Raw genomic sequence first — 20,888 nt, forward strand, 5'->3', positions numbered from 1 at the left:
GTGCGCTATCAGGCCGAGCGGGCGGCTGATGGGTACGGGGCATCGCTGTCGATCGACCAGGTCCGGCCCACCTGGAGCGGCGTCTCCCTGAAGGGGGTGGACGTCCACCTGCGCGGGGCTCCGAGCATCTCCATCCGGCTGGATGAGGTCGCCGTCGCGCTGGGCGTCTCGGGACGACGCGTGACGATGCGCGGGGGAACTGTCTCCGCTGTTGGCCCGCGGGAGGGCATCCTCCACGAGCTGGAGACCTGGCGGGCGGGGCAGCCGGCAGGACGTTCCAGCACCGCGACGAGCGAGGGGGGCGGCAGCACCGAGCTGGAGGGCTTGCGGCTCGTCTGGACCGATCGGGCCGATTCACCCGGGGAGAGCCTGTCGGCCGACAACGTGCACCTGTCGCGCGAGGGAGGGCGGACGTCCATCGCTGCGCGCGAAGCGATCCTGTCCCTGGGACGCGCCGCCTTCTCGGTCCGGCACGGCCGCCTGGTGCTTGCCCGGGAGCAGGGACGGTACCAGGTGAGCGAGCTCTCGGCCGACGCCATCGACGCGAACGTGGCCCTCCCGGAGGTGACCCCTGAACCTCAGGTCGTGCCTGAGCAGAGCGGGCGCACCCAGCCGGCACAGCTGACGAGGACAGACGAGCTCAGCGGCGGGGTCGAGGCGGCGCGGAATCGAGGGGCTGCGGTTCGAGAAGCCCTCCTGCGGGCGGCGCAGGGCATCGATCTGGCGCTCGGCAAGGACGCCAAGGTCGACGTCGCGGGCGTCACCGCGCGCCTCCAGCGCGACGCCGATCATCTCAACCTGGGACCGGGCCACCTCGCCGTGCGGCGCGAGGCAGGCTCGCTCGTGGTGGAGCTCTCGCCTGGAGAGGCCGCGATCGCGACCGCCGGCGCCGACGCCCAGCAGGCGCTCACCTTTCGCCTTCGCGTGCCGATCAGCGACGCCAAGGAGACCCCACAGGAGATCGTCGCCGACGTGCAGGGCGGACCCATCTGGCTCTCCACCCTCGGCGTCCATGAAGGGGACATGGGCCTGTTCGATGTGGCGCGGACGTCGATCGTCAGCCGAGCGCGGGTCGTCCTCTCTGCCGACGGCCAGACGCTTGGCATCGACGGCGAAGGAAGGCTGAAAAACCTCTCCCTGCGGAGCGCGGCCCTCGCAGACGAGCCCATCGCTGGCCTCGACCTGGCATGGCGAGCGAAGGCGAACGCAAAGCTCGACGGGTCCAAGCTCGTCGCCGAGGACGCCGAGGTCGACCTCGGTGCACTGAGGCTGATCGCGCGCGGCGAATACGAGCACGCCGGAAACTCACACCGGGTCCGCGGCAACTTCGAGGTGCCTCTCACGGCTTGCCAGTCGATGCTGGATTCGGTGCCCAAAGGCATCGTGGCGAAGCTCCACGGCATGAGGCTCGCCGGCTCGTTCGGCATCGAAGGGAAGCTCCGGTTCGATACCGCGAACCTCGACCGGAATTTTTTGCTTGACTGGGGTATCTCCAACACCTGCCGCGTGACCGAGATGCCACCGGAGCTCAGCGTCGATCGCTTCAAGCGCGCGTTCCGGCGCCTGGTCTACGGGCCCGGCGGCAAGCGCGTCGAAATCGAGTCCGGGCCAGGGACCCCCGAGTGGGTCTCCTACGAAGACATCTCCCGCTTCATGGAGGTCGCCGTGCTGACCACGGAGGACGGCGCCTTCCACCGGCACCACGGGTTCGACGAGGAAGCCATCAAGAACTCGATCCGCGAGAACCTCCGGAAGAGGCGGTTCGTGCGGGGGGCGAGCACCGTCAGCATGCAGCTCGCCAAGAACCTCTACCTCGAGCGGACCAAGAGCGTGGCGCGCAAGCTCCAGGAAACCTTGCTCACCATGTACCTCGAGCAGGAGCTCACCAAGGAGCAGATCATGGAGCTCTACCTGAACGCGGTGGAGTTCGGGCCGCTGGTCTACGGCATCGGCGCTGCCGCGCGGCACTACTTCAATGCGTCGGCGGCGCAGCTCTCCCTCGGACAGGCGCTGTACATCGCGTCGATCCTGCCAAACCCGAGCGTGCAGCACTTCGACGCGAACGGCGAGGTGACGCCTGCGTGGAGCGGGTACCTGCGCAAGCTCATGCAGATCGCGCACAGGCGCCAGCGGATCTCCGACGAGGAGCTGGAGAAGGGGCTCCAGGAGGTCGTGGTGCGAGGCTCCCCTGCGCCGCATCTGGCGCCCCGTCAGATCGGTGAGGACGGCGGTGAAGCCGGCGAGGAGAGATCGGGAGAGGACGAGGGCGGCGCCTGGGCGGCGCCTTAACGCCGGCACGCGCGGGCCGGGCTGTCAGCGCTTCGAGGCGGCGGTCCGGAGCTTCGCGAAGAACGCGCGGAGCACGCCGGCGCACTCGTCCGCGAGCACGCCCGAGGTGACCGCGAAGCGATGGTTGAGCCGGTTGTCGCGCCCGATCGCGAACAGCGTGTCGACAGCTCCCGCCTTCGGGTCCGGGCAGCCGTAGACGAGGCGCGCAATCCTGGCATTGACGAGCGCGCCCGCGCACATGGGACACGGCTCCAGCGTCGCGTAGACCGTCGCCCCTTCGAGCCGCCAATGACCAAGCCGCCTGGCCGCCGCCCGCAGCGCGTCCACCTCGGCGTGGCCGGTCGGATCCTGATCGACCTCGCGGCGGTTTCGACCGCGCGCCAGCACCGTCCCCGTCGCATCGACGATGAGCGCCCCCACGGGGACGTCACCGGCACCTGCCGCAGCCTCGGCCTCAGCGAGCGCCTCGCGCATCCACAGCGCATCGACGCTCGCTGGTTCCTCCAGCTGTGCCACAGGGGAGAGGAGCAATTCCGCTCCGTCATCCATGACGTCCATGAGGGGCTCAGGACCTTTTACACGACCGATCAGGCGCGCCCAGGAAGATTCGAACTTCCGACCCCCGGCTTCGTAGGCCGATGCTCTATCCAGCTGAGCTATGGGCGCTCTGGTGAAGACAAGTGCAAGACGTGGCTACGCCACCGCACTCCCGCGTCGCGCTCGGTTGCGCGAAGTGAGTGCCGGCGTTTATACGCCCCTGAGCGAGCTGTCAAAGGAAAAGTGATCGAGGCCTGAGGGCGTCTGCTCGGATGCGCGGCGTTTGCGGCCGAGGTCGCTGCAAACATCGCTGCTTCCTGTGCCCTCGCGCCTCGCCCTCCCGCGACTCCCTCCGAATGGCCGAGTCTGCTTGCCCGCCAAGGCTGATCCCATCCGCAAGGTTGAGCTGCCGCAGAGCGAAGCGGGCGAACGGGGCAGGCCATGCCTTCGACGCGCACCACGCCGGCGGCGGGCAACGAACGCAGGACAAAAACAGGGCGCGCGGCGACTCCGTCACGGAATGGCCGCGCGCTTTCACACGCTCTCGAAGGGCAAGCGAAGCTCAGAAACTCACAACGAGGCGAGCAGGCCAAGCTGACGAAACGGGAAGAAGCCGTAAGCCAAGCAGCAGCGACGCCATGGACGAGGCGGATGGCGCCAGCTGAACGACCAAGCACAAGCTAGTGAGGCCCGTTACTAGGTGAGGAGGACCGAGACACGCTGCAGCCCACAGCGCAGAACACGGTCAATTCCGCCTGGAGCAGCCTCCGTGCCATCTCGCGGCCTCCTCCTCGGCGCGTCCTCGCGCGTGCACACGTCCAATGGAATACTCACGTTTCGTCGCGGTTTCTTCGGTAGTCGCGGATCGGTGTCCGACGAGGTGCTCGGGCACCGCTGTCGCGTGCCATGCCGTGCTTCGCAATCTTTGCGGACCGAGATCGCTGGCTAACGCGCGCTGTGACGCACTGCGTCGTCGAGGGCCCGCGAGCGCCTACCGGGGGCCGCCGAAGAGGTGGTCGTGCGGAGCGTCGGCATGGCAGCGCTTGCAGAGCGGCAGAGCGCCACGGTGGGTGGAGGTGCCCTGGGGCGTGAGGACCAGGTACTCCCAGTTGCCGCCGTCGGGGTCGTAGCCAGCCGGTCGCTTCACCATGGCCAGGAGCGTGGCCGGCTCCGGCGAGCCCGCCCGGTAGTGGAACTCGACAACGGCCGCGCCAGAGGGGAGGACGCGATCCGGACCCAGCTGCGGGTAGGGCGCAGCCGCCGCGTTGATCCTCACCTCCGCCTCCATCTCCCCGGTGAAGTGCTGGGAACGAGCTCGATCCGTGACGGGCTGGAAGGTCGCGAGCTGGCCGGCGAGCTCCCAGGCCGAGGGCGCCGCCGCCGGAGGTGCAGCGGGCGCCTCGGCCGGCGCGCGCGCCTCGGCGGTGGAGCTGGAGCCGGGTCCGATCCACTCCGTGGTCCCCGCGACGTCCGCGCGGGACAGGGACGACGGGGGCGGCGCACAGCCGAGCGGCAGAGGGGCCCACCCGGCGCAGAACCGCGCCTCCGTCGAGAGCGTCATCGAGGCGAGCGACGCCGCAGCGAGCGCGCACCACGCAGAGAGGCGGGTTCGGGACCGCACCGGTCGAGATGCTACACTGCCCGGATGTACCTGGCCTCTTCCAGGCGAGGCCGCGCATGGCGCGCCCTCCTGGCCGCCACGCTGGTGTCGCTGTCGGGCGCTGCGCTGCTGGGAGGCGCCCCACGCGCAGCCGCCGAGGAGGCGTCCCGCCGCGCCTGGCTGGGCGTGGAGCTGGAGCCAGGGCCGGCCGGGGGGGTGGTCGCGAAGCACGTCATCAACAGCTCGCCGGCGGCGAAGGCGGGCATCTTGGACGGGGACCAGGTCCTCGCGGCGGACGGCGTGCAGATCGACGAGCCAAAGCAGCTCGTCGCGCGTGTCGCGCTCGCGGGGCCTGGAAACGTGGTGAACCTCCGGATCCGGCGCGGCGGTCGAGAGCGAGACGTCGCGCCGACGCTGGTGCCGTTCCCGGGGCACGATCAGATCCTCCGCCTCGACAAGATCGGCACGTTCGCGCCAGCCTGGAAGCCGCTCACCACCGTCGGAGGGGCCGTCCCGGCGAACATCGGGGCCCTGCGCGGAAACGTGGTGCTGCTCGATTTCTGGGCGACCTGGTGCGCGCCGTGCCGCTTGATGGCCCCGCAGCTCTCGGCGTGGCACGCGGCGTACGCCGCGCAGGGGCTGCGGGTCCTGGGCGTGACGACCGACGAGGTCGGCGTCGCGACGAAGACAGCGCAGGCCCTCTCGATGCGCTATGCGGTCGCGGCAGACGCGTCGGAGTCGACCTCCGCGGCCTACGGCGTCAAGGCGCTCCCCACCATGTTCGTGATCGACAAGAAGGGCGTCATCCGGGACGTGGTGGTCGGGTACGACCCGACCCGGCACGCCGAGGTCGAGAAGCTCCTGAAGGCGCTGCTCGCGGAGCCCGCGCCGGCGCCGTAGCCGCCGCGGGGCCGCGCGGGCTGGACCGGTACGCTCTCCATGCTCCTCGCCATCGACGAGTTCCTCTGGGCGCTGCGCCGCGACGGCTTCGCCGTCTCGACGGCGCAGGCCATCGATGTCACGCGCGCGTGCGCCCTCGTCGGGTTCGGCGACCGTGGGGCGCTGCGCGACGCCATCGGCGCGGTGGTCGTCGAGCGCGCCGCCGATCTCCGCCGGTACCGCGCCTGCTTCGACCGCTTCTTCTCCCCCGAGGGCGCGCACGTCGGCGATCTGTGGGGGCGCCTGCGGGAGCGAGGGTTCTCGGATGGGGAGCTCTCCGCCCTGCGCGATCTGCTCAGCGCGGCGGCGGAGCGGAGCGGCGCCTCGGGCGACGCGATCGCGTTCCAGGCGCTCGCAGGGACCGCAGGGGAGCTCGACCGAGCGCTCCAGGCAGCCGGGATCGCGCGCGTTCTCGCGCCGATGACGAGCTCGCTCCAGGTCGGGTTCTTCGCGCAGCGGGTGATGGATCAGCTCGGGGTGCCGGCCGTCGCCAGCGCGCTGCGGCGGATCCGGAGCGCGCTCGAGGAGGCGCTCGGCGAGGAGCGGGGGAGGGCCCTCGCGGAGGCGCTCGCCGCGGAGCTGGAGCGGATGCGGCACCGCGTGCGCGAGCACGTGACGCTGTCGCTCCGGCGCTTCGAGGGCGAAGAGCCAGCTGCCGAGGGCCGCATGGATGTGCCGTTCGCCTCGCTCGGCGAGGGCGAGATGGAGGAGGTGCGTCGCGCCGTGAAAGAGCTGTCCCAGCGACTGCGCGGCGCGGAGCGGCTCCGCAGGCGCCGCGCGCGGCGCGGGAGGATCGATCCCCACCGGACGCTGCGGCGCAGCCTCCAGACCGGCGGTGTGCCGTTCCAGCCGGCGCGGCGGGCGCGGCGGCGCGACAAGCCGCGCCTGATGATCCTGTGCGACGTGTCGGACTCGGTCCGCGTCGCCGCGCGGTTCATGCTCGAGTTCGTCTGCGCGGCGCAGGAGCTCTTCGACCGGACGCGATCGTTCGTCTTCGTGAGCGAGCTCGCCGAGACGACCGAGCTCTTCGAGGCGTTGCCGGCGGGCTCGGCGCTCGATCGGATCCAGCGCGGCGAGGTGGTGAGCCGGGCGCACAACTCGAATTACGGGCGCGCCCTGCTGGCCTTCGAGGAGCGACACGGGCGTGACGTGGACCGGCGGGTGACCCTCGTGATCCTGGGCGACGGGCGCACGAACTACTTCGCGGACGAGGCGGAGGTCGTGAGGAGGCTGCGCGACAGGGCGCGGGCGCTCCTGTGGCTCTGCCCCGAGGGGCCGGGCGCCTGGGGGACGGGAGACAGCGCGATGCCGCGCTACGCCGCCGCGTCGACGAAGGTGCTGGTCGCCCGGACCGCGCGGGAGCTCGAATCGGCGGCGCGGGAGGTGGTCGCCCGGCGCGCTTAGGGCTATGGGTCGCGCCATGTCGCTCGATCAGAAGCTGCGGGATCTCACGGCGCGCATCGAGAAGGGAGGCGCGCAGAAGTACCACGACAAGAACGCGGAACAGGGCAAGCTGTTCGCGCGGCAACGCGTCGCGCTGCTCGTCGATGAAGGAAGCTTCATCGAGGACGCGGCGCTCGCCAACGCGCTGGATCCCGAGCTGCCGGCCGACGGCGTCATCACGGGCACCGGGACGGTGGGCGGGCGCCCCGTGTGCGTGATGGCGAACGACTCGACGGTGAAGGCCGGCTCGTGGGGGCGCCGCACCGTCGAGAAGATCCTGCGCGTTCAGGAGACAGCGCGGCGCCTCCGGTGCCCGCTGCTCTACCTCGTCGACTCCGCGGGGGCGCGCATCACCGACCAGATCGAGATGTTCCCCGGGCGGCGCGGCGCGGGGCGGATCTTCTACAACCAGGTCGAGCTGAGCGGCCTCGTCCCGCAGATCTGCCTGCTGTTCGGCCCGTCGGCGGCGGGGGGCGCCTATATCCCGGCGTTCTGCGACGTCGTGTGCATGGTCGAGAGCAACGCGAGCATGTACCTGGGCTCTCCGCGGATGGCGGAGATGGTGATCGGCGAGAAGGTCACGCTCGAAGAGCTCGGCGGGGCGCGCATGCACTGCTCGGTCTCGGGGTGCGGCGACGTCCTCGTGAAGACCGAGGAGGAGGCGATCGCCTTCGCGAAGCGCTACCTCGCGCTGATGCCGCAGAGCTCCGCCGAGGCCGCGCCCCGCGTCGAGCCGAGGCCGGAGAAGCCAGGGCAGCGGCCGCTCGAGGACGTGATCCCCGCCGACGAGAACAAGCCGTTCGACATCATGGCCGTGATCGACGCGATCATCGACGAGGGCAGCTTCGTCGAGATCAAGAAGCTCTACGCGCGAGAGATCGTCACGGGGCTCGCGCGCGTCGAGGGACGAGCGGTCGGCATCGTCGCGAACCAGCCGAAATACAAGGGCGGCGTGCTGTTCGTGGACTCGGCCGACAAGGCGGCGCGGTTCATCTGGCTGTGCGACGCGTTCAACATCCCGCTCCTGTACCTCGCCGACGTGCCCGGCTTCATGATCGGGACCGTCGTCGAGAGGCAGGGGATCATCCGGGCCGGGGCGAAGATGATCGCCGCCGTGAGCGAGGCGAGCGTGCCGAAGCTGTCCGTCGTCGTGCGCAAGGCGTACGGCGCCGGGCTCTACGCGATGTGCGGGCCGGCGTTTGCGCCCGACGAGTGCGTCGCCCTCCCCTCGGCCTCGATCGCGGTGATGGGGCCGAGCGCCGCGGTGAACGCCGTCTACTTCAACAAGATCCAGGCGATCCCGGCGGGGCCCGAGCGCGAGGCGCTCGTCCAGAAGCTGCGCGACGAGTACCGGGCCGACGTCGACCTGGAGAAGCTCGCGAGCGAGCTCGTGATCGACGCGATCATCCCGACGGCGAACCTCCGCCGCGAGGTGGCGCGCCGCTTCGAGCGGTACGCCGGCAAGGTCGAGGAGAGGCCGCGCAAGAAGCACCTCGTGCCGCCGGTGTGAGCGGGCCGCGGCGCGCTCCGGAGAACGCGCGGCGAGGGCGGCGCCCTTCGAGTCCTCGGCCGCGCGCGGACGTGGTGTAGACTCGCGGCGTGCTCGCCCGCAGGTCTCCGCTCTCCATCGCGCTGCTCGGCCTCGCCCTCGCGGCCGGTGAAGCGCGCGCCGACGTCCCGGCCCCGGCGGTGGCGCGCCTGCTCAGCTCGCGCCTGGGTCGGCACCCGTTCGCCGATCCGCGCGGGCGCATCCCGGTGATGGTGCCGCTGCCCGCCGGCGCCGACGCACGAGCGCTCGGGCTGCTCCCGGTCGCGCCGGGCCTCGGGACCATCCGGCTCGCGCCCGGCGACGTCGGCGCCTTCTCCGCCGCGCACCCGCAGCTCAGGCTGCTCACAGGACCGCCGCGGCAGCCCCTGCTGGATCGGTCCAAGGGGTGGATCCGCGTCGAGCCGTACAGGAAGGTCACCGGCGCGGACGGCAAGGGGGTGGTCGTCGGCGTCGTCGACACCGGACTCGACGTGACCCACCCGGATTTTCGAGACAAGGACGGCAAGACACGGATCCGATGGATGCTGCAGGCCGGAAGCCCGAAGGGGCTGCACGCGGCGCTCGAGCACACGTACGGGTGCGATGATCCGGACCAGTCGGCGTGCGCGATCTTCTCCGACGCCGACATCGACGCGATGCTCGCGAAGAGCATGCCCGGCATTCTCCGCGATATCGCGGGGCACGGCACGCACGTGGCCTCCATCGCTGCAGGCAACGGCGGGCCGATGGTCTCGGAGCGGCCGCGGTATGTCGGCGTGGCGCCCTCCGCGACGCTGATCATCGCCGCGCCTGCGCGGCCGGGCGAGGGCTTCGACGATCCGGACATCCTCAAGGCGGTGCAGTTCATCTTCGACCGCGCCGAGGAGCTGAACATGCCGGCGGTCGTCAACCTGAGCGTCGGGAGCGATTTCGGGCCCCACGACGGGACGAGCCCGCTCGAGGCGGGGCTCGCAGCGATGGTCGGCAGCGCTCATCCGGGGCGGGCGATCGTCGTCGCCGCCGGCAACAGCGGCGCGCTGTACGAGATCGACGGCGAAGGATCGCTCGGGATCCACACCGAGGCCCACGTGTCGGCGCACGCCGAGACGCGCGTGCCTATCCGCACGCCGAGCGCGGAGCGCGGCGAAGGATACGTCTGGATCACCTTCCGGCCCGGGGACGAGGTGTCGGTCGGCCTCGAGGGGCCAGGCGGCGAGGCGTGGATCGGCCTGGTCGAGCCCGGAGACGACGCCGGTTACACCGGCGACGACGGCGAGACGACCGGCGCCGTCATCAACCGGGTCGCGAACGGGAAGTCGCCCATCACCTCAGCGACGAACAGCGCCGTCGTGGCCTTCAGCGGGGCGTGGAAGGCGGGCGAGTTCGCGATCCGCCTGCGAGGCCAAGGGGACGCGCAGCTCTGGGTGACGGGGCTCGGCGACGTCTCGCCGTCGCACGATCTCGGGCTCCTGTTCCCGCGCGCCATGAAGCAAGGGACGATCAACGTGCCCGCGAGCCACCCTGGGCTGCTCGCCGTGGGATGCACCATCAACCGCGTCCGCTGGCAGCCGCTGGGGAGCTCCACGAGCGTGCGCCTCACGAGCCTCGACGGCGTGGACATCGAAGAGGACAGCGCCTGCTACTTCAGCGCGGCTGGTCCCACGCCGTTCGGCGTGGCCAAGCCGGAGATCAGCGCGCCCGGCGGCCTGGTCGCGGCCGCCATGGCCAGCGGCGTCGACCCGCGCACCCATCCCGGAGGGCTGTTCGATACGCCCGGGTGCCCCGGCGACGAGCCTTGCTTCGTCGTCGATGATTACCACGCGATCGCGTCAGGGTCGTCCATGGCGGCGCCGCAGGTCGCAGGGGCGATCGCGCTCCTCTTCCAGGTCAACCCGAACCTGACCCAGGCGGAGGTCACGGAGGCGCTCCAGGCGGGCGCGCGGTATCCGAGGGGCGCCGTGCCGCTCGACGCGCAGCTCGGTCCCGGCGTGCTCGATCTCGAAGGCGCGCGCCTCGCGCTCGAGGCCGCCGAGACGGGCGGCAACGAGCCGGCGCTCGACAAGAGCTGGTACGTCCTGTCGAGCACCTACGCGAGGCCCGACCCGTCGTGGCCGGTCTGGGGGACGATAGAGCTGCGGCGCCCTGACGGAGCCCCGGTGAGGGGCGTCGATGGGAAGCTCACGGTCGCCGTCCGCGGCGGGGCGATGCACACGCCGCTCCGGGAGGTGCGCCGCGGGCTGTGGCAGTTCGCGGTTGCCGCGCCGCGCGGCTCGGGCGGGGAGACGCTGGCCATCGACGTCCTCTACGGCGGCGCCTCGCTCGGCGCGCGCGAGCTCCCGGTCGGGAGCGACGTCTGGATGGCGAACGGAGAGCTCGAGGCGACCAGCGGCGCGTGCACCTGGGCCGCGGTTGGCCCGGACCGCACGCCGCCGTCGAGCCGCGCCGCCTGGGGCCTCGCGAGCGCCCTCGTGGCGGCGTCGGCGGCGCGCCGGCGGCGCCGCGGCTGAGCACCCCCCGCGGCCCGTGCGCCCTCGCGTCGCGCGGCTGCCGTCCGACGCCGTCCGTGTCACGGTGGCCGAGCGGCGGGGCGGGGTAGAGCACGACGGCGATGGAGCATGGACGCATGGAGAAACGGGTGAGCCTGGATCGACCTCCCGCGGCAGAGGCGGACGCGGGACACGCGCGCGCGCCCCGGCCGCTGCGGTTCGCGGCGCGCACCGGCTGGGATCTCTCGGGCAACAGCCTCGCGTCCGTGCTCGCAGAGGCGCGCGGGGCGGGGCGCGCGCTCGTCGATTTCACCGAGTCGAACCCGACGCGCTGCGGGATCGTCGAGACGGCTCACCTCATCGCGCCGCTCGGCGAGCCGCGCGGCGCGCGGTATTCGCCGCTGCCGCTCGGCGATCCGGCGGCGCGCGCCGCGGTGTCGCGCTACTACCGGGAGCGCGGGCTCGACGTGAATCCGTCGAGCGTCGTGCTGACGGCCAGCACCAGCGAAGCGTACGGCTGGCTGCTCAAGCTGCTCGCCGAGCGCGGCGACGACGTGCTCGTCCCCGTGCCGTCCTACCCGCTGCTCGAGTACCTGGCCTGCCTCGAGGACGTCGCGCTCACGCCCTACCCGCTCCTCAGGGAGGAAGGATGGCGAATCGACCTCGGCGCGCTCGAGCGCGCGGCCGGCGAGCGGACGCGGGCGGTGGTGCTCGTCCATCCGAACAACCCGACCGGCTCCTTCGTGCGCCGCGACGACGCTGCCGCGCTCGAGGCGTGGGCCGGGGAGCGCGGGCTCGCGCTGATCGTCGACGAGGTCTTCGGGGACTACGCCCACGGAGACCTCGCCCCGGACCGCCTGCCGAGCTTCGCCGGCTCGCGGCAGGCGCTGACCTTCGTGCTGAGCGGGCTCTCCAAGGTGATGGCGCTGCCGCAGCTCAAGCTCGGCTGGATCGCGGTCTCGGGGCCGCCGGAGCTCGCCGCCGCGGCGCTGGAGCGGCTGGAGGTCATCGCTGACACCTACCTCTCGGTCGGCACCCCGGTGCAGCTCGCGCTGCCGGAGATCCTCGCCTCGCGGGCGCCCGTCCAGCGCGCGATCCTGTCGCGCGTGCAGGCCAACCTGGCCGCGCTCGACGCGGCGATCGAAGCGCACGCCGGGGGCGCGGTCCGGCGGCTCCCGATCGACGGCGGCTGGTACGCGACGCTGGAGGTCCCGCGCGTGCACGACGAGGACGGCTGGGTCGAGCTCCTCGTGCGCGACGAGGGGATCATCGTCCACCCCGGCTACTTCTTCGACATGCCGCGCGACGGCTTCCTCGTGGTCGGCCTGCTGCTCGATCCGGACGTGTTCGCGGAAGCCGCGCTGCGGCTCGCGGGCCGGATCGCGCGCGCGATCAGCGGTGAATGAGGACCACCGTGGAGCGGCCGGCGTCGCGGGAGGCCCGCAGGCCGTGCCACCCCTCCGGCACCGGCGGGTCGGTCCAGGCGAACATCTGCTTCGCGTCGATGGGGGAGAGGTTGACGCAGCCGCCGCTCTTCGGCTCGCCCCAGGCGTCGTGCCAGTACGCGCCGTGCAGCGCGTGCGGTCCGCTGAAGTTCTGCACGAACTGCACCTCGGAGTGGACGATCTTGTCGTTCGTGCTCGACACCATCGTCGCCGTCACGAACTTCCCGTCGATGCGGAAGCGCCCGGTCGGCGTCGCCGCGGTCTCGATGGCGGGGATGCCCTGCCTCGGGACGCCGCCGCGCCCCGGTGAGATGAGCGTCGCGAAGACCGGGGTGAGCTCTTCGTAGGCGACGAACCAGCCGCCGAGCACGCTCACCTCGATCCACTTGCGCGGCGGCGACGACGGATCGGCCTCGCCCTCGAGCGGCGAGCTCTTCGCCGCCTCGATCACGACGGTGTCGTCCGCGCGCACGTAGACCCCCGGCTCTCGCGTCTCGAGGAACCGCTCGCCGTCCTCGGACTCGGCGCGACCGGTGAGCCCGATCGAGGCGAGCCGCGCGAACGACGCGCCGGTCGGCTCGAGGCGGCCGCCAGCGCCCCGCTGGTACTTCGGTCGATCGGTCTTGCGGAAGAACGCGAGCGGGAGCGAACGCCCGTCCTTCAGCCAGACGCCCTGGAAGCTCGAGCGCGGGTAGGGCTTCAGGCGATCCTTCGGCATGTACGCCTGGTCCGAGGTCACCACCCAGGTCCGGTCCTGCGCGTCGAACGCGCGGGTGAACGCCACCGTCGAGCCGTTCACGATCCGGTCGCGCCCCTCGCGCACGAGGCCGCCGAAAGGAAACAGCGCCGGGGCGGCGACCCCCGCGGGCTTCAGGTCGACCCCCACGAGGGCCTCGTCGATCTCTCGAACGGCTTCCTCGCCAGCGCCCTCGGCGGCGCGCACCTTCGCGATGTTCGCGAGGTGCTCCTCGAGGTCCCACTCGGCGCGCCGCTGCTCCTTCGCGCTCGGGAGCTGCGGGTAGCGCGGCGCGCCGGTCGACTCCGCGTAGTCATAGGGCCACGGGGAGTCGACCCTGGGCGCGTGCGGCCGCAGCGCGACCACGACCGGGTCGTTCGGGTCGACCGCGGCGCTGGCGCCAGCGCAGACGTAGCCCCGCGGCTCGATGGCGTACCACGCGTCGCACCCCTCGCCCGGCGTCCGCGCGGCCTCGGCGCTGCCGCCGCGCAGCGCGACGGAGCCGCCGAGCCCCAGGTAGCCGCTCCAGCCCCGCGTCGGGTAAGGGCCAGGGCTGATCCACGCAAACCGCGCCTTGGAGTAGATGCGCGCGCCCTCCGCCGCCGCGCTGGCCGGCGGTGTCGCTCCCGCCGCGCTGGCCGGCGGCGTCGTTCCCGCTGCGCTCGACGAGGGCGGCGCTTCGGCCTCCGCCTGGGTCGGGGCCGGCGCCTTCGTGACGTGCGCCGCCTCGACGACCGCGGCGCGCGGCGCGTCCGGTCCCGCGGACACGCGCGGCGCGTCCGCCTCGGGGGGCGTCCGCAGGGCGTCCGCCTCGAGCGAGGCAGGCGCCGCCTCGGCGGGGCTCTCTTCGGAGCAAGCCGCGGCGCCGCCCGACGCGATCGCGCACGTCAGGGCCGCGAGGAGCAAGGAAGGCGGTGAGCTAGCCATGCAAGCGGGAGAGACTAGTTGCCGGAAGCGGCTGCGGACAAGCGAACGACACCTGCGCCGGCCGCGGCCGCCAGCGCAGGCGAGCCTCGCTCGCCGCTAAAGCCTGCCGAGCACGGCCACCACGAGCAGGATGACCCCGACGAGCGCCGCCGTGATCATCGCGAACTTCATGAGGCGTGGCTTCAGCCACTTCCACAGGACGAGGCGAGCCACCTTCCACAAGAGCACCAGGATCTGCCGGAGGACCTTGCCCACGACGAGAGCGTAGCGCAGTCCCGCGGCACGCGCTGCCAGCAAGGGCGGTAGATTTCGCGCCCAATGAACGAGCCCTGCGACCGCCTCCGCGTCGGACAGGGCCGGTCGCAGCGCGAAGCGGGCCGCCACCGGATACCTCCGCCAGCGGCCAGCCCGGCGTGCGGGCGGTCGCTGCGTTCGGTCCGCGGCGTCACGTCAGTCACGTCAATTGATGTCGACGCTCACCTTCGATGCATAGCTGCCAGGGGAGGGGAAGGTGATCTCGCGCAGCGCGCCGGCGACACACTCGGCCGCCTCCTCGCCCCGTTCGTCGTTGCTGGACACGCCCACGCTGAGCGGCTTGCCGTCGGTGTCGATGTAGAGCGTGGCCTTGAGCTGGCTGGCGCCTGCCTGGCTCCGGCACGTCGCGAGCGCCGGCTTCGCCTTCTTGTACGGCGTCCCGAGCTGGTCGGGCGTCCAGGGCACCGGCAGGCGCTCGTCGCTGCTCGGCTCGAAGGTGAAGCTGTTCTCCGCCAGGCCCTCTCCGCCGACCGGCTTCGGCCACCTCGTCGCCTTCAGGACGCTCAGCATGCACGCCTCGGTCTCGCGATCGCCCAGGTTCGAGTCCTTCACGAACGCCCAGCGCGCCGTGCCCTCCTCGGTCACCCGGACCTTGAAGCGGATCTCGCCCCCGAGATAGGGGATCCGCTGGACGCCCTTCTGATAGCAGCGCGAGAGCCGAGGCGACACGCGCTCGAACGCCGCTTGCACCTTCTCCTCGTTCATGCCGCCGATCTCGGAACGCGAGTTCATCTTCGGGCTCGACGTCTCGACAGGTTCGGCGTCGACCATCACGGGCGCCACGGACGTGGGCGCGGCGCCGCCGCAGCCCAGCTGGGCCGCGAACGTCGAGAGAGCAACGACGGTGATCGTACACCTGAGCAAGCGCGTGAATTTCATGATCGGACGAGGACTCTATACGAGCCGCGTCTTGGGCGAAAAGAGCGCGATGAGGGGAACGCGCGCTGCAGTGCGTGTGAGAGATTCTACGCCAGCGCGAACGCCGACGCGCCGCTCCGAACGCGCGCCCGCTCGGACAGGAGGCGCCCGCAACGCACACGGTAGAGGCGTAGCGGTGAAGGTCCGTCCACGAGCGCCTGAGCGCAGAAGATGCGAGGCGGCGCGCCTGAGCGCACCGGCGCGTCGTGGTCTCGGTGCGTATGGCCGTGGATCACGTGAAGGTGATCGTGCTCGTGGAGCAATGCCATGAGCTCAGCGCTGTTGATGAGGCCGTCCAGCCACTGCATCGCTCCGATCGGATGGCGGAGCGGCGGGTGGTGCTGGGCGAGCACGAGCGCGTCGCCCGAGCGGCGCGTCTCGGCGGCGAGCGAGGCGATCCACGAGAGTTCGCGGGCCGCGATCGCGCCCGCCGAGCGCGTCACCGGTTGCATCATGGCGGTCGAGACCGCGGCCAGGACGGCCCCGGGCAGCGCGATGGCCGTCCCTTGCCCGCTCGTCGCCGCGAAGGGGCGGAGGCAGCCCTCCAGCGCGCGCTCCCACGCGCCGTCGGTATACGCGTCGTGGTTGCCAGGCACCAACGTGACGCGGGCCGGGTCCCAACCGCTCTCGGCCAGCACGGCCGCGAGCACCTCGAACTGGGCAGGAGTCCCGTCTTCCGTCAGGTCGCCGGTGAGCACCAGGTGGTCCGCCCCGGTCCGCCACGCCTCGACGAGCGCGGCCAGCGTGCGGCGCCGGCGTTGCGCTGCGTCGATCGGGCGGCCGAAGCTCAGGTAACGAAGCCGCCACCGCTCGGCGCCGCGGCGCCGGTCGTGATCCGCCTCGAGGAGATGGAAGTCCGTGAGGTGCGCGATCGTCGTCATTGACGCGATCGTGAGCCCTGACCGACGTCGTTCTCGCGACATCGACGCAAGCTCTCGGCGACGCAAACCGTCGCTGCGCGAGGCGCCTCGACGCGCGCCTCGCGATCTCAACACGACATCCGCGAGCGCGTCGCGCGCGTGTCGCCGCGACGGGCGCGACGTCTGTCCGGGCCGGGCGGCGCCGCTCCCGCGCCGCTCGACGAGCGATCGTCATTCACGGGGCGGGTGCAGCGCTGCTCGGGACGGGGAGCGTGCCTCCGGCGAGCTGATCGCTCTCCTGGTTGCCCTCGAAGCTGTTGTCCTCCGACACCGACGGCGCCTGCGCGCCCTGCACGACGAGGCCAAACCGGTTGCCGGTCGACTCCGAGCTCACGAGCGCGCCGCGGCTGTCGCTGAAGAGCAAACCGGCGCGCGCGCAGCGATGCACCTGCACGTAGCTCACCTGCGCCGTCGAGCCCAGGACCACGAGTCCATCGCCCAGGTCCGGCACCGATTCCGTCTGCCCACCGGCGCTCAGGGCCGAGAACGTGCCGCCCTCGACCCCGAGGATGGCCGTGTCCTCCACCGTGCTCGGCGAGGCCAGCAGCAGGCCCGCCACGCGGCTCTCCAGCACGGCCGACCTCTGGACGAGGACCTGCGCCGCCCCGGCGCTCAGCAGGCCGACGCCGCCCGTGCCGTCGCGCTCCTCCGGCAGCGAGCGCTCGATGAGGCTGTCCGCGATCTCGAGGGTCGCGCCCTGGGACGCGGACACGCCCGCGACGTGGGGCTCCAGGACATACGCGGACGCAAGCGCGGCGCGGCCACCCTGCACGAGCACGCCGGCGGCGCGATCCCGGTGCAGCGGGCTCGCGCGCGTGCCCTCGATGACGACGCCGCTCGCCGAGAGCGTCCCGCCCGAGACGAACAGCCCAGCGTCGCCGGCCTGGCGCACGAGGCTCGACGACAGCGAGAGCGCTCCGCCGCGCTGCTCGACGGCGACTCCGAGGCGATCGCTCTCCGAGGCGGCCGCGCCGTCGAAGAGATTGCCCGATGCCTCGACCGCGGTATCGGCGTCCGCGACGACGAGCAGCGCATCGCACGCCCCTGACAGTACGCTGGAGGCGAGCGAGGCGCGCGCGCCATGCTCCACGGCCAGGCCGCCGGCTTCGGGCGCCGCGTCTGCCGGGGCGGCGATGAGGTTGCGCGCCGCCACGAGCTCCGCGCCGGCGCCCGTCACCAGCGCGCCCAGGCGATGGTCGACGAGCGCGTTCGCGTCGAGCCGGAGCGTGCCTTCCTCGAGATGCACGCCGACGCCGTCGCTCGTCACCGACCGCAGCCCCGCTGCCTCCAGCAGGTTGCCCTCCGCGACCACCTCCGCTGCCTCCGAGCTGATCCGCAGATTGACCGTGCCCCCGACCAGCGCGTTCTCGGTGAGCCGCGCCTCGGCCCCGGAGACGACGAGCACGCTCGTCCAGACCTCGCCCGCTCCATCGTCCGCCCACGACGACTGGATGAGGCTGCGCGACAGATCGAGGCGCGCGCCAGGGAGCGCGACCACGAGTCCATTGCCGCTCTCGCCCGTCACCCGGATGTCGCGCACCGAGACCGCCGCTGCCTGGATCAGCATCCCGATCGAGGCGCTGAGCACGCTCACGCCGCTCACGCCGGCCCGCTCGACGTCGTGGATCCAGACCGCGCTGACGTTGCCGCTGGGATCGCTCTGCTCGCCCCGGAGCACCACCCGCGAGGCGCACCGCCCGACGATCTCGATGGGCTTCGTGATCTCGATCGGCTCGTCGTACTCGCCCTCGGCCAGGACGACGCGCCCGTCCGCCCGAACGCTCGCCAGCGCCTCCGCCAGCGTCGTGAACGGCCTCTCCCGCGACCCGTCGCCGTCTCCTCCCTCGTAGGCAGGATCGACATGGAGATCGCCGGGGGCCTCGACGATCTCGCCCCACGGCATCGAGCCGCAGCCGTCCGGGCCGTCGATGGAAACACAGCCCTTCTGCGGGACCGCGAATGTTCCCTCCGGGCATTTGGCCATGGTGGGATGACAGGCGCCGCCCTCCACGAACTCCGCCGCACAGCCGGGGATCCCGACTTCAATGCAGCCCTCGTCGTGCTTCGGGATCGTCCCGGGCGAGCACTTCGCGAGCGTGGGACGACAGAAGCCGTCCTCGTCGACGAACGCGTCGACGCAGCCCGGAATGCCCACCTGCGCACATCCGCTGGCGCCGCTGATCTGCCCCGGCGCACACCCCGAGCCGCCGGCGCCTTCCCCCGGGAGGCTGGTATACGGCGGCAGGTTGGTGCTCTCGCAGCCGAAGAGCGAGACGGCGCACAGGCTGGAGGCGAGAGAGAAAAGACACCAGAGCGCCGAGTGTCCAAGCTTCGCGCGCAACACCCCACCAACCTAGCAGATGCTCCGATGTGCGCGCCGGCAATGCGCGCCTCTCTCGCGGTCTTCAGCCGCTCGAGACCGGACATTCACGGGCATGACCCGGACAGCCGCAGGTCGGCTCGCGCCCAGGCGAGCTTGAAGCGCGCGTGTGCGGCGTTTGCGTCCTCTTCCTTGCCCTGTGCGCGCAGGCTGCGCTCGAGCCCGCACAGCGACCAGCCATTCTGCGGGTTCTGGCGCAGGTCCTCCCGGTAAGTCGCCTCCGCGTCGCGCGCGCGATCCGCCTTGAGGAGCACCTCCCCGAGCGTGTGGCGGACCGGCTCGGGCCAGTCTGGCGGCTCGAAATAGCGCAGCTCGTCCTCGATGCGCGCGGCTTCCTCGAGCAGGCGGGCAGCGGCGCCGGTCTCGCCCCGCTCCGACGCGATCTGGCCCTCGACCACGAGCGAGGCGATCTCGAGCACGTCCTTCGCGCGGTTCTTGCCGATCGTCGCGTCGTCCGAGCTCTCGGACGCTATCGCCCGGAGCGCCGCCGCCTCGCGCGCGGCATCGTCATGGCGCCCGGTCGCGGCGAGCGCGCGGCCGCGTGCATAGCGCCATATCCCCGTCGTGTACCGCAGCTCGGGCGGCGGCGCCGGCTCCGCGAGCACGTCGTCCCACCGTCCGAACCGGACGAGCGCGAACAGCAGCGCAGGGCGGAACATCTCGAGCATCGGCATGTGCTGGACGTTGTGGTCGGGGACCGCGTCGGCCAGCTCTCGCGCGGCGCGCACGGCGACGGCGCTGCGCCCCTCCATGCTCGCCGAGACCGAGAGGAAATAGAGGTTGTGAGGGAAGTACATCATCGGATAGATGCCCTCCGGCCGCCGCTCGCGGAGGTACCGGCGATCGGCCAGCACGGCCTGCTCGTTCGCGTCGGAGGCGTCGGCGTAGCGACCGACGCGCATGAAGATGTGCGACGGCATGTGCACGAGGTGCCCAGCGCCAGGGGCCAGGCCGCCGAGGCGCTCGGTGCTCGGCAACGCCCGCTCCGGCGCGCGCGACGCCTCGACCGCGTGGATGTAATAGTGATTCGCGCCGACGTGCTCGGGATCGCGCCGGAGGATGCCCTCCAGCGTGGAGACGATCTCGTCGGTCTCCGGCTGCGGCCGGCCGTCCGGCGTCCAGAGATCCCACGGGCGCAGATCCATGAGCGCCTCGGCGAAGAGGACACCCGCGTCGAGGTCGTCGGGGAAGCGGCGCGCGAGCTCGCGCATCGCGCTCGCGTAGGCGCGGTCGAGGGCCGCCCGGTCGCGGCCCGGCGTTGAAGCGTGGCGCTCCGCCAGCGCGTCGATGTACGCGCGCTCGCGCTCGCTCGCGGACGCGGCGAGCACGCGTGCCTCCGCGATGGCATCGAGGGCGGCCCGCTCCCGCGCCGCGTCGGCCGGCTGGTTGATGTTGGGGCCGAGCGTGAGCGCGATGCCCCAGCGGGCCATGGCGAGGCCGGGATCGATCCGGGCGGCCTCCTGAAATGCGCGCCTCGCCTCGTCGTGGTTGAACGCGTAGACGAGCCGCAACCCCTGATCGAAATAGCGTTGCGCGAGCGGCGATGACGTCGTCACGGGGTGATGGAGAGCGCCGATGCCCTCGAACAGAGGGACGCGCTCGGCGTCGGGCGCCTCTGCGGGCGCAGGGCCGGTCGGCGGCCCCGCTCCAGGCGAGGAGGGACGTGGCTCCGCGCCGTGCGCCGCGAAGGCGGCGCAGGCGCAGAGGAGGGGCAGGCTGAAGAGCGCGCGTCGAGCTGTCATGGGCACCTCCTGGAGCCCGGATCGCCACGGGCTCCGATGGTCCAACATCCCCTCGCGGGGTCGCTTTGCCTCGGGCACCGCCCTCCGGCGCGAGCGCGGAGGTCGAGCCGAGCGACGGCCATGCACGCGCGGTTCCCGCGGCACGGGAAGGCAGCGCACAGAAGAGCGGGGATTCCGGGCCATCGACGCGCTCGCTCCGCCAGTGCGGAGCTCGATGGACGGATGGCGAGACTTGCGGCAACCTCGGGACATGACGACGTGCAGGGATGAAGCTCTCCGATGGGTTCACCGCTACGCGATCGGCGGGGCGGCGTTCGCCGCGCTTCCGCTCCCGATCTCGACCTCCGCCGGGCTCGTCGCGATCGAGACGCACATGATGGCGATGGTCGGCGAGATCTACGGCGAGAACGTGGGATCCGTGGTGACGACCGCGGCCGGCGGGAGCTTCGCGATCCTCGGGCAGGGCTTGAAATTCCTCGCCACCCGGGCGGTCGGCTTCGTCCCCGTGATCGGGCCGGCCATCAAGATGGGCATCGCAGGGCTCACCATCGTGGCGATCGGCCGGGGCGTGGTGGGGCACTTCGAGCGGAAGTACCCGGGCAAGATCTTCGAGAAGCCGTGAGCCGACGTGGCGTGCGCGGCGCGCAGACGAGGCGCGCCGCGCGCGATGCGCCGCCTTCCGT

Annotated in this window: 15 protein-coding genes and 1 tRNA gene; 7 read left to right on the forward strand and 9 right to left on the reverse strand. The window is 72.0% G+C overall.

From position 1 onward, the window contains the following. Positions 1-2,289, forward strand: coding sequence for a biosynthetic peptidoglycan transglycosylase (locus tag POL72_RS46810; RefSeq protein ID WP_272103507.1), 2,289 nt, complete (start codon positions 1-3; stop codon positions 2,287-2,289). 24 nt (positions 2,290-2,313) lie between these two features. Here POL72_RS46810 and tadA read toward each other — a convergent pair whose 3' ends face one another. From tadA to POL72_RS46825, 3 genes are all read right to left on the reverse strand, one after another. After that, a complete protein-coding gene (tadA, locus tag POL72_RS46815; RefSeq protein WP_272103509.1) occupies positions 2,314-2,838 on the reverse strand; it encodes a tRNA adenosine(34) deaminase TadA in 525 nt (174 codons plus the stop codon). 43 nt (positions 2,839-2,881) lie between these two features. Next, positions 2,882-2,955, reverse strand: a tRNA-Arg gene (locus POL72_RS46820). 862 nt (positions 2,956-3,817) lie between these two features. Then, the gene (locus tag POL72_RS46825) at positions 3,818-4,447 is read right to left on the reverse strand and encodes a hypothetical protein (RefSeq protein WP_272103511.1); all 630 of its coding nucleotides are present in this window, start codon (positions 4,445-4,447) and stop codon (positions 3,818-3,820) included. 24 nt (positions 4,448-4,471) lie between these two features. Here POL72_RS46825 and POL72_RS46830 point away from each other — a divergent pair, with 24 nt between their 5' ends. The 5 genes from POL72_RS46830 (at position 4,472) to POL72_RS46850 (ending at position 12,228) form a co-directional block, all read left to right on the forward strand. Further along, positions 4,472-5,326 (forward strand): redoxin domain-containing protein, encoded by an 855-nt coding sequence (locus POL72_RS46830; RefSeq protein WP_272103512.1) that lies wholly within the window; start codon positions 4,472-4,474, stop codon positions 5,324-5,326. Between the two features lie 39 nt (positions 5,327-5,365). Beyond that, entirely contained in the window at positions 5,366-6,769 is a 1,404-nt protein-coding gene (locus tag POL72_RS46835) for a VWA domain-containing protein (RefSeq protein ID WP_272103514.1), read from the forward strand. A 16-nt stretch (positions 6,770-6,785) separates the two neighbouring features. Then, positions 6,786-8,318 (forward strand): acyl-CoA carboxylase subunit beta, encoded by a 1,533-nt coding sequence (locus POL72_RS46840; RefSeq protein WP_272103516.1) that lies wholly within the window; start codon positions 6,786-6,788, stop codon positions 8,316-8,318. An 89-nt stretch (positions 8,319-8,407) separates the two neighbouring features. Continuing rightward, the gene (locus POL72_RS46845; protein WP_272103517.1) at positions 8,408-10,843 is read left to right on the forward strand and encodes a S8 family serine peptidase; all 2,436 of its coding nucleotides are present in this window, start codon (positions 8,408-8,410) and stop codon (positions 10,841-10,843) included. A 128-nt stretch (positions 10,844-10,971) separates the two neighbouring features. Then, the gene (locus tag POL72_RS46850; protein WP_272103518.1) at positions 10,972-12,228 is read left to right on the forward strand and encodes a pyridoxal phosphate-dependent aminotransferase; all 1,257 of its coding nucleotides are present in this window, start codon (positions 10,972-10,974) and stop codon (positions 12,226-12,228) included. Here POL72_RS46850 and POL72_RS46855 read toward each other — a convergent pair. The 6 genes from POL72_RS46855 to POL72_RS46880 all read right to left on the reverse strand — a co-directional run bounded on the left by POL72_RS46855 (position 12,215) and on the right by POL72_RS46880 (position 20,205). Further along, positions 12,215-13,930: a L,D-transpeptidase family protein gene (locus POL72_RS46855; RefSeq protein ID WP_272103520.1), complete on the reverse strand. Its 1,716-nt coding sequence runs from the start codon at positions 13,928-13,930 to the stop codon at positions 12,215-12,217. The two genes, POL72_RS46850 and POL72_RS46855, sit on opposite strands and share 14 nt — an antisense overlap. Positions 13,931-14,026: 96 nt before the next feature. Continuing rightward, positions 14,027-14,185 (reverse strand): hypothetical protein, encoded by a 159-nt coding sequence (locus tag POL72_RS46860; protein ID WP_272103522.1) that lies wholly within the window; start codon positions 14,183-14,185, stop codon positions 14,027-14,029. A 204-nt stretch (positions 14,186-14,389) separates the two neighbouring features. After that, positions 14,390-15,124, reverse strand: coding sequence for an AgmX/PglI C-terminal domain-containing protein (locus POL72_RS46865; protein WP_272103524.1), 735 nt, complete (start codon positions 15,122-15,124; stop codon positions 14,390-14,392). An 86-nt stretch (positions 15,125-15,210) separates the two neighbouring features. Next, complete coding sequence (locus POL72_RS46870; protein ID WP_272103526.1) at positions 15,211-16,044, reverse strand: metallophosphoesterase family protein; 834 nt, start codon at positions 16,042-16,044, stop codon at positions 15,211-15,213. Positions 16,045-16,258: 214 nt separating this feature from the next. Next, positions 16,259-18,427 (reverse strand): DUF1565 domain-containing protein, encoded by a 2,169-nt coding sequence (locus tag POL72_RS46875; RefSeq protein ID WP_272103528.1) that lies wholly within the window; start codon positions 18,425-18,427, stop codon positions 16,259-16,261. An 83-nt stretch (positions 18,428-18,510) separates the two neighbouring features. Next, entirely contained in the window at positions 18,511-20,205 is a 1,695-nt protein-coding gene (locus POL72_RS46880; RefSeq protein ID WP_272103530.1) for a tetratricopeptide repeat protein, read from the reverse strand. 250 nt (positions 20,206-20,455) lie between these two features. Between POL72_RS46880 and POL72_RS46885 the strand changes: the two genes are divergently transcribed. After that, on the forward strand, positions 20,456-20,827 hold the full coding sequence (locus POL72_RS46885; RefSeq protein WP_272103532.1) for a hypothetical protein: 372 nt from the start codon (positions 20,456-20,458) through the stop codon (positions 20,825-20,827). Positions 20,828-20,888: the final 61 nt, after the last annotated feature.

Source organism: Sorangium aterium (assembly GCF_028368935.1).
Classification (GTDB): Bacteria; Myxococcota_A; Polyangia; order Polyangiales; family Polyangiaceae; genus Sorangium; species Sorangium atrum.

Coding starts and splice junctions, on each gene's coding strand:
- POL72_RS46835 (WP_272103514.1), top strand. CDS start 5,366: ATGCTCCTCGCCATCGACGAGTTCCTCTGGGCGCTGCGCCGCGACGGC.
- POL72_RS46870 (WP_272103526.1), bottom strand. CDS start 16,044: ATGACGACGATCGCGCACCTCACGGACTTCCATCTCCTCGAGGCGGAT.
- POL72_RS46830 (WP_272103512.1), top strand. CDS start 4,472: ATGTACCTGGCCTCTTCCAGGCGAGGCCGCGCATGGCGCGCCCTCCTG.
- POL72_RS46885 (WP_272103532.1), top strand. CDS start 20,456: ATGACGACGTGCAGGGATGAAGCTCTCCGATGGGTTCACCGCTACGCG.
- POL72_RS46840 (WP_272103516.1), top strand. CDS start 6,786: ATGTCGCTCGATCAGAAGCTGCGGGATCTCACGGCGCGCATCGAGAAG.
- tadA (WP_272103509.1), bottom strand. CDS start 2,838: ATGGATGACGGAGCGGAATTGCTCCTCTCCCCTGTGGCACAGCTGGAG.
- POL72_RS46865 (WP_272103524.1), bottom strand. CDS start 15,124: ATGAAATTCACGCGCTTGCTCAGGTGTACGATCACCGTCGTTGCTCTC.
- POL72_RS46855 (WP_272103520.1), bottom strand. CDS start 13,930: ATGGCTAGCTCACCGCCTTCCTTGCTCCTCGCGGCCCTGACGTGCGCG.
- POL72_RS46880 (WP_272103530.1), bottom strand. CDS start 20,205: ATGACAGCTCGACGCGCGCTCTTCAGCCTGCCCCTCCTCTGCGCCTGC.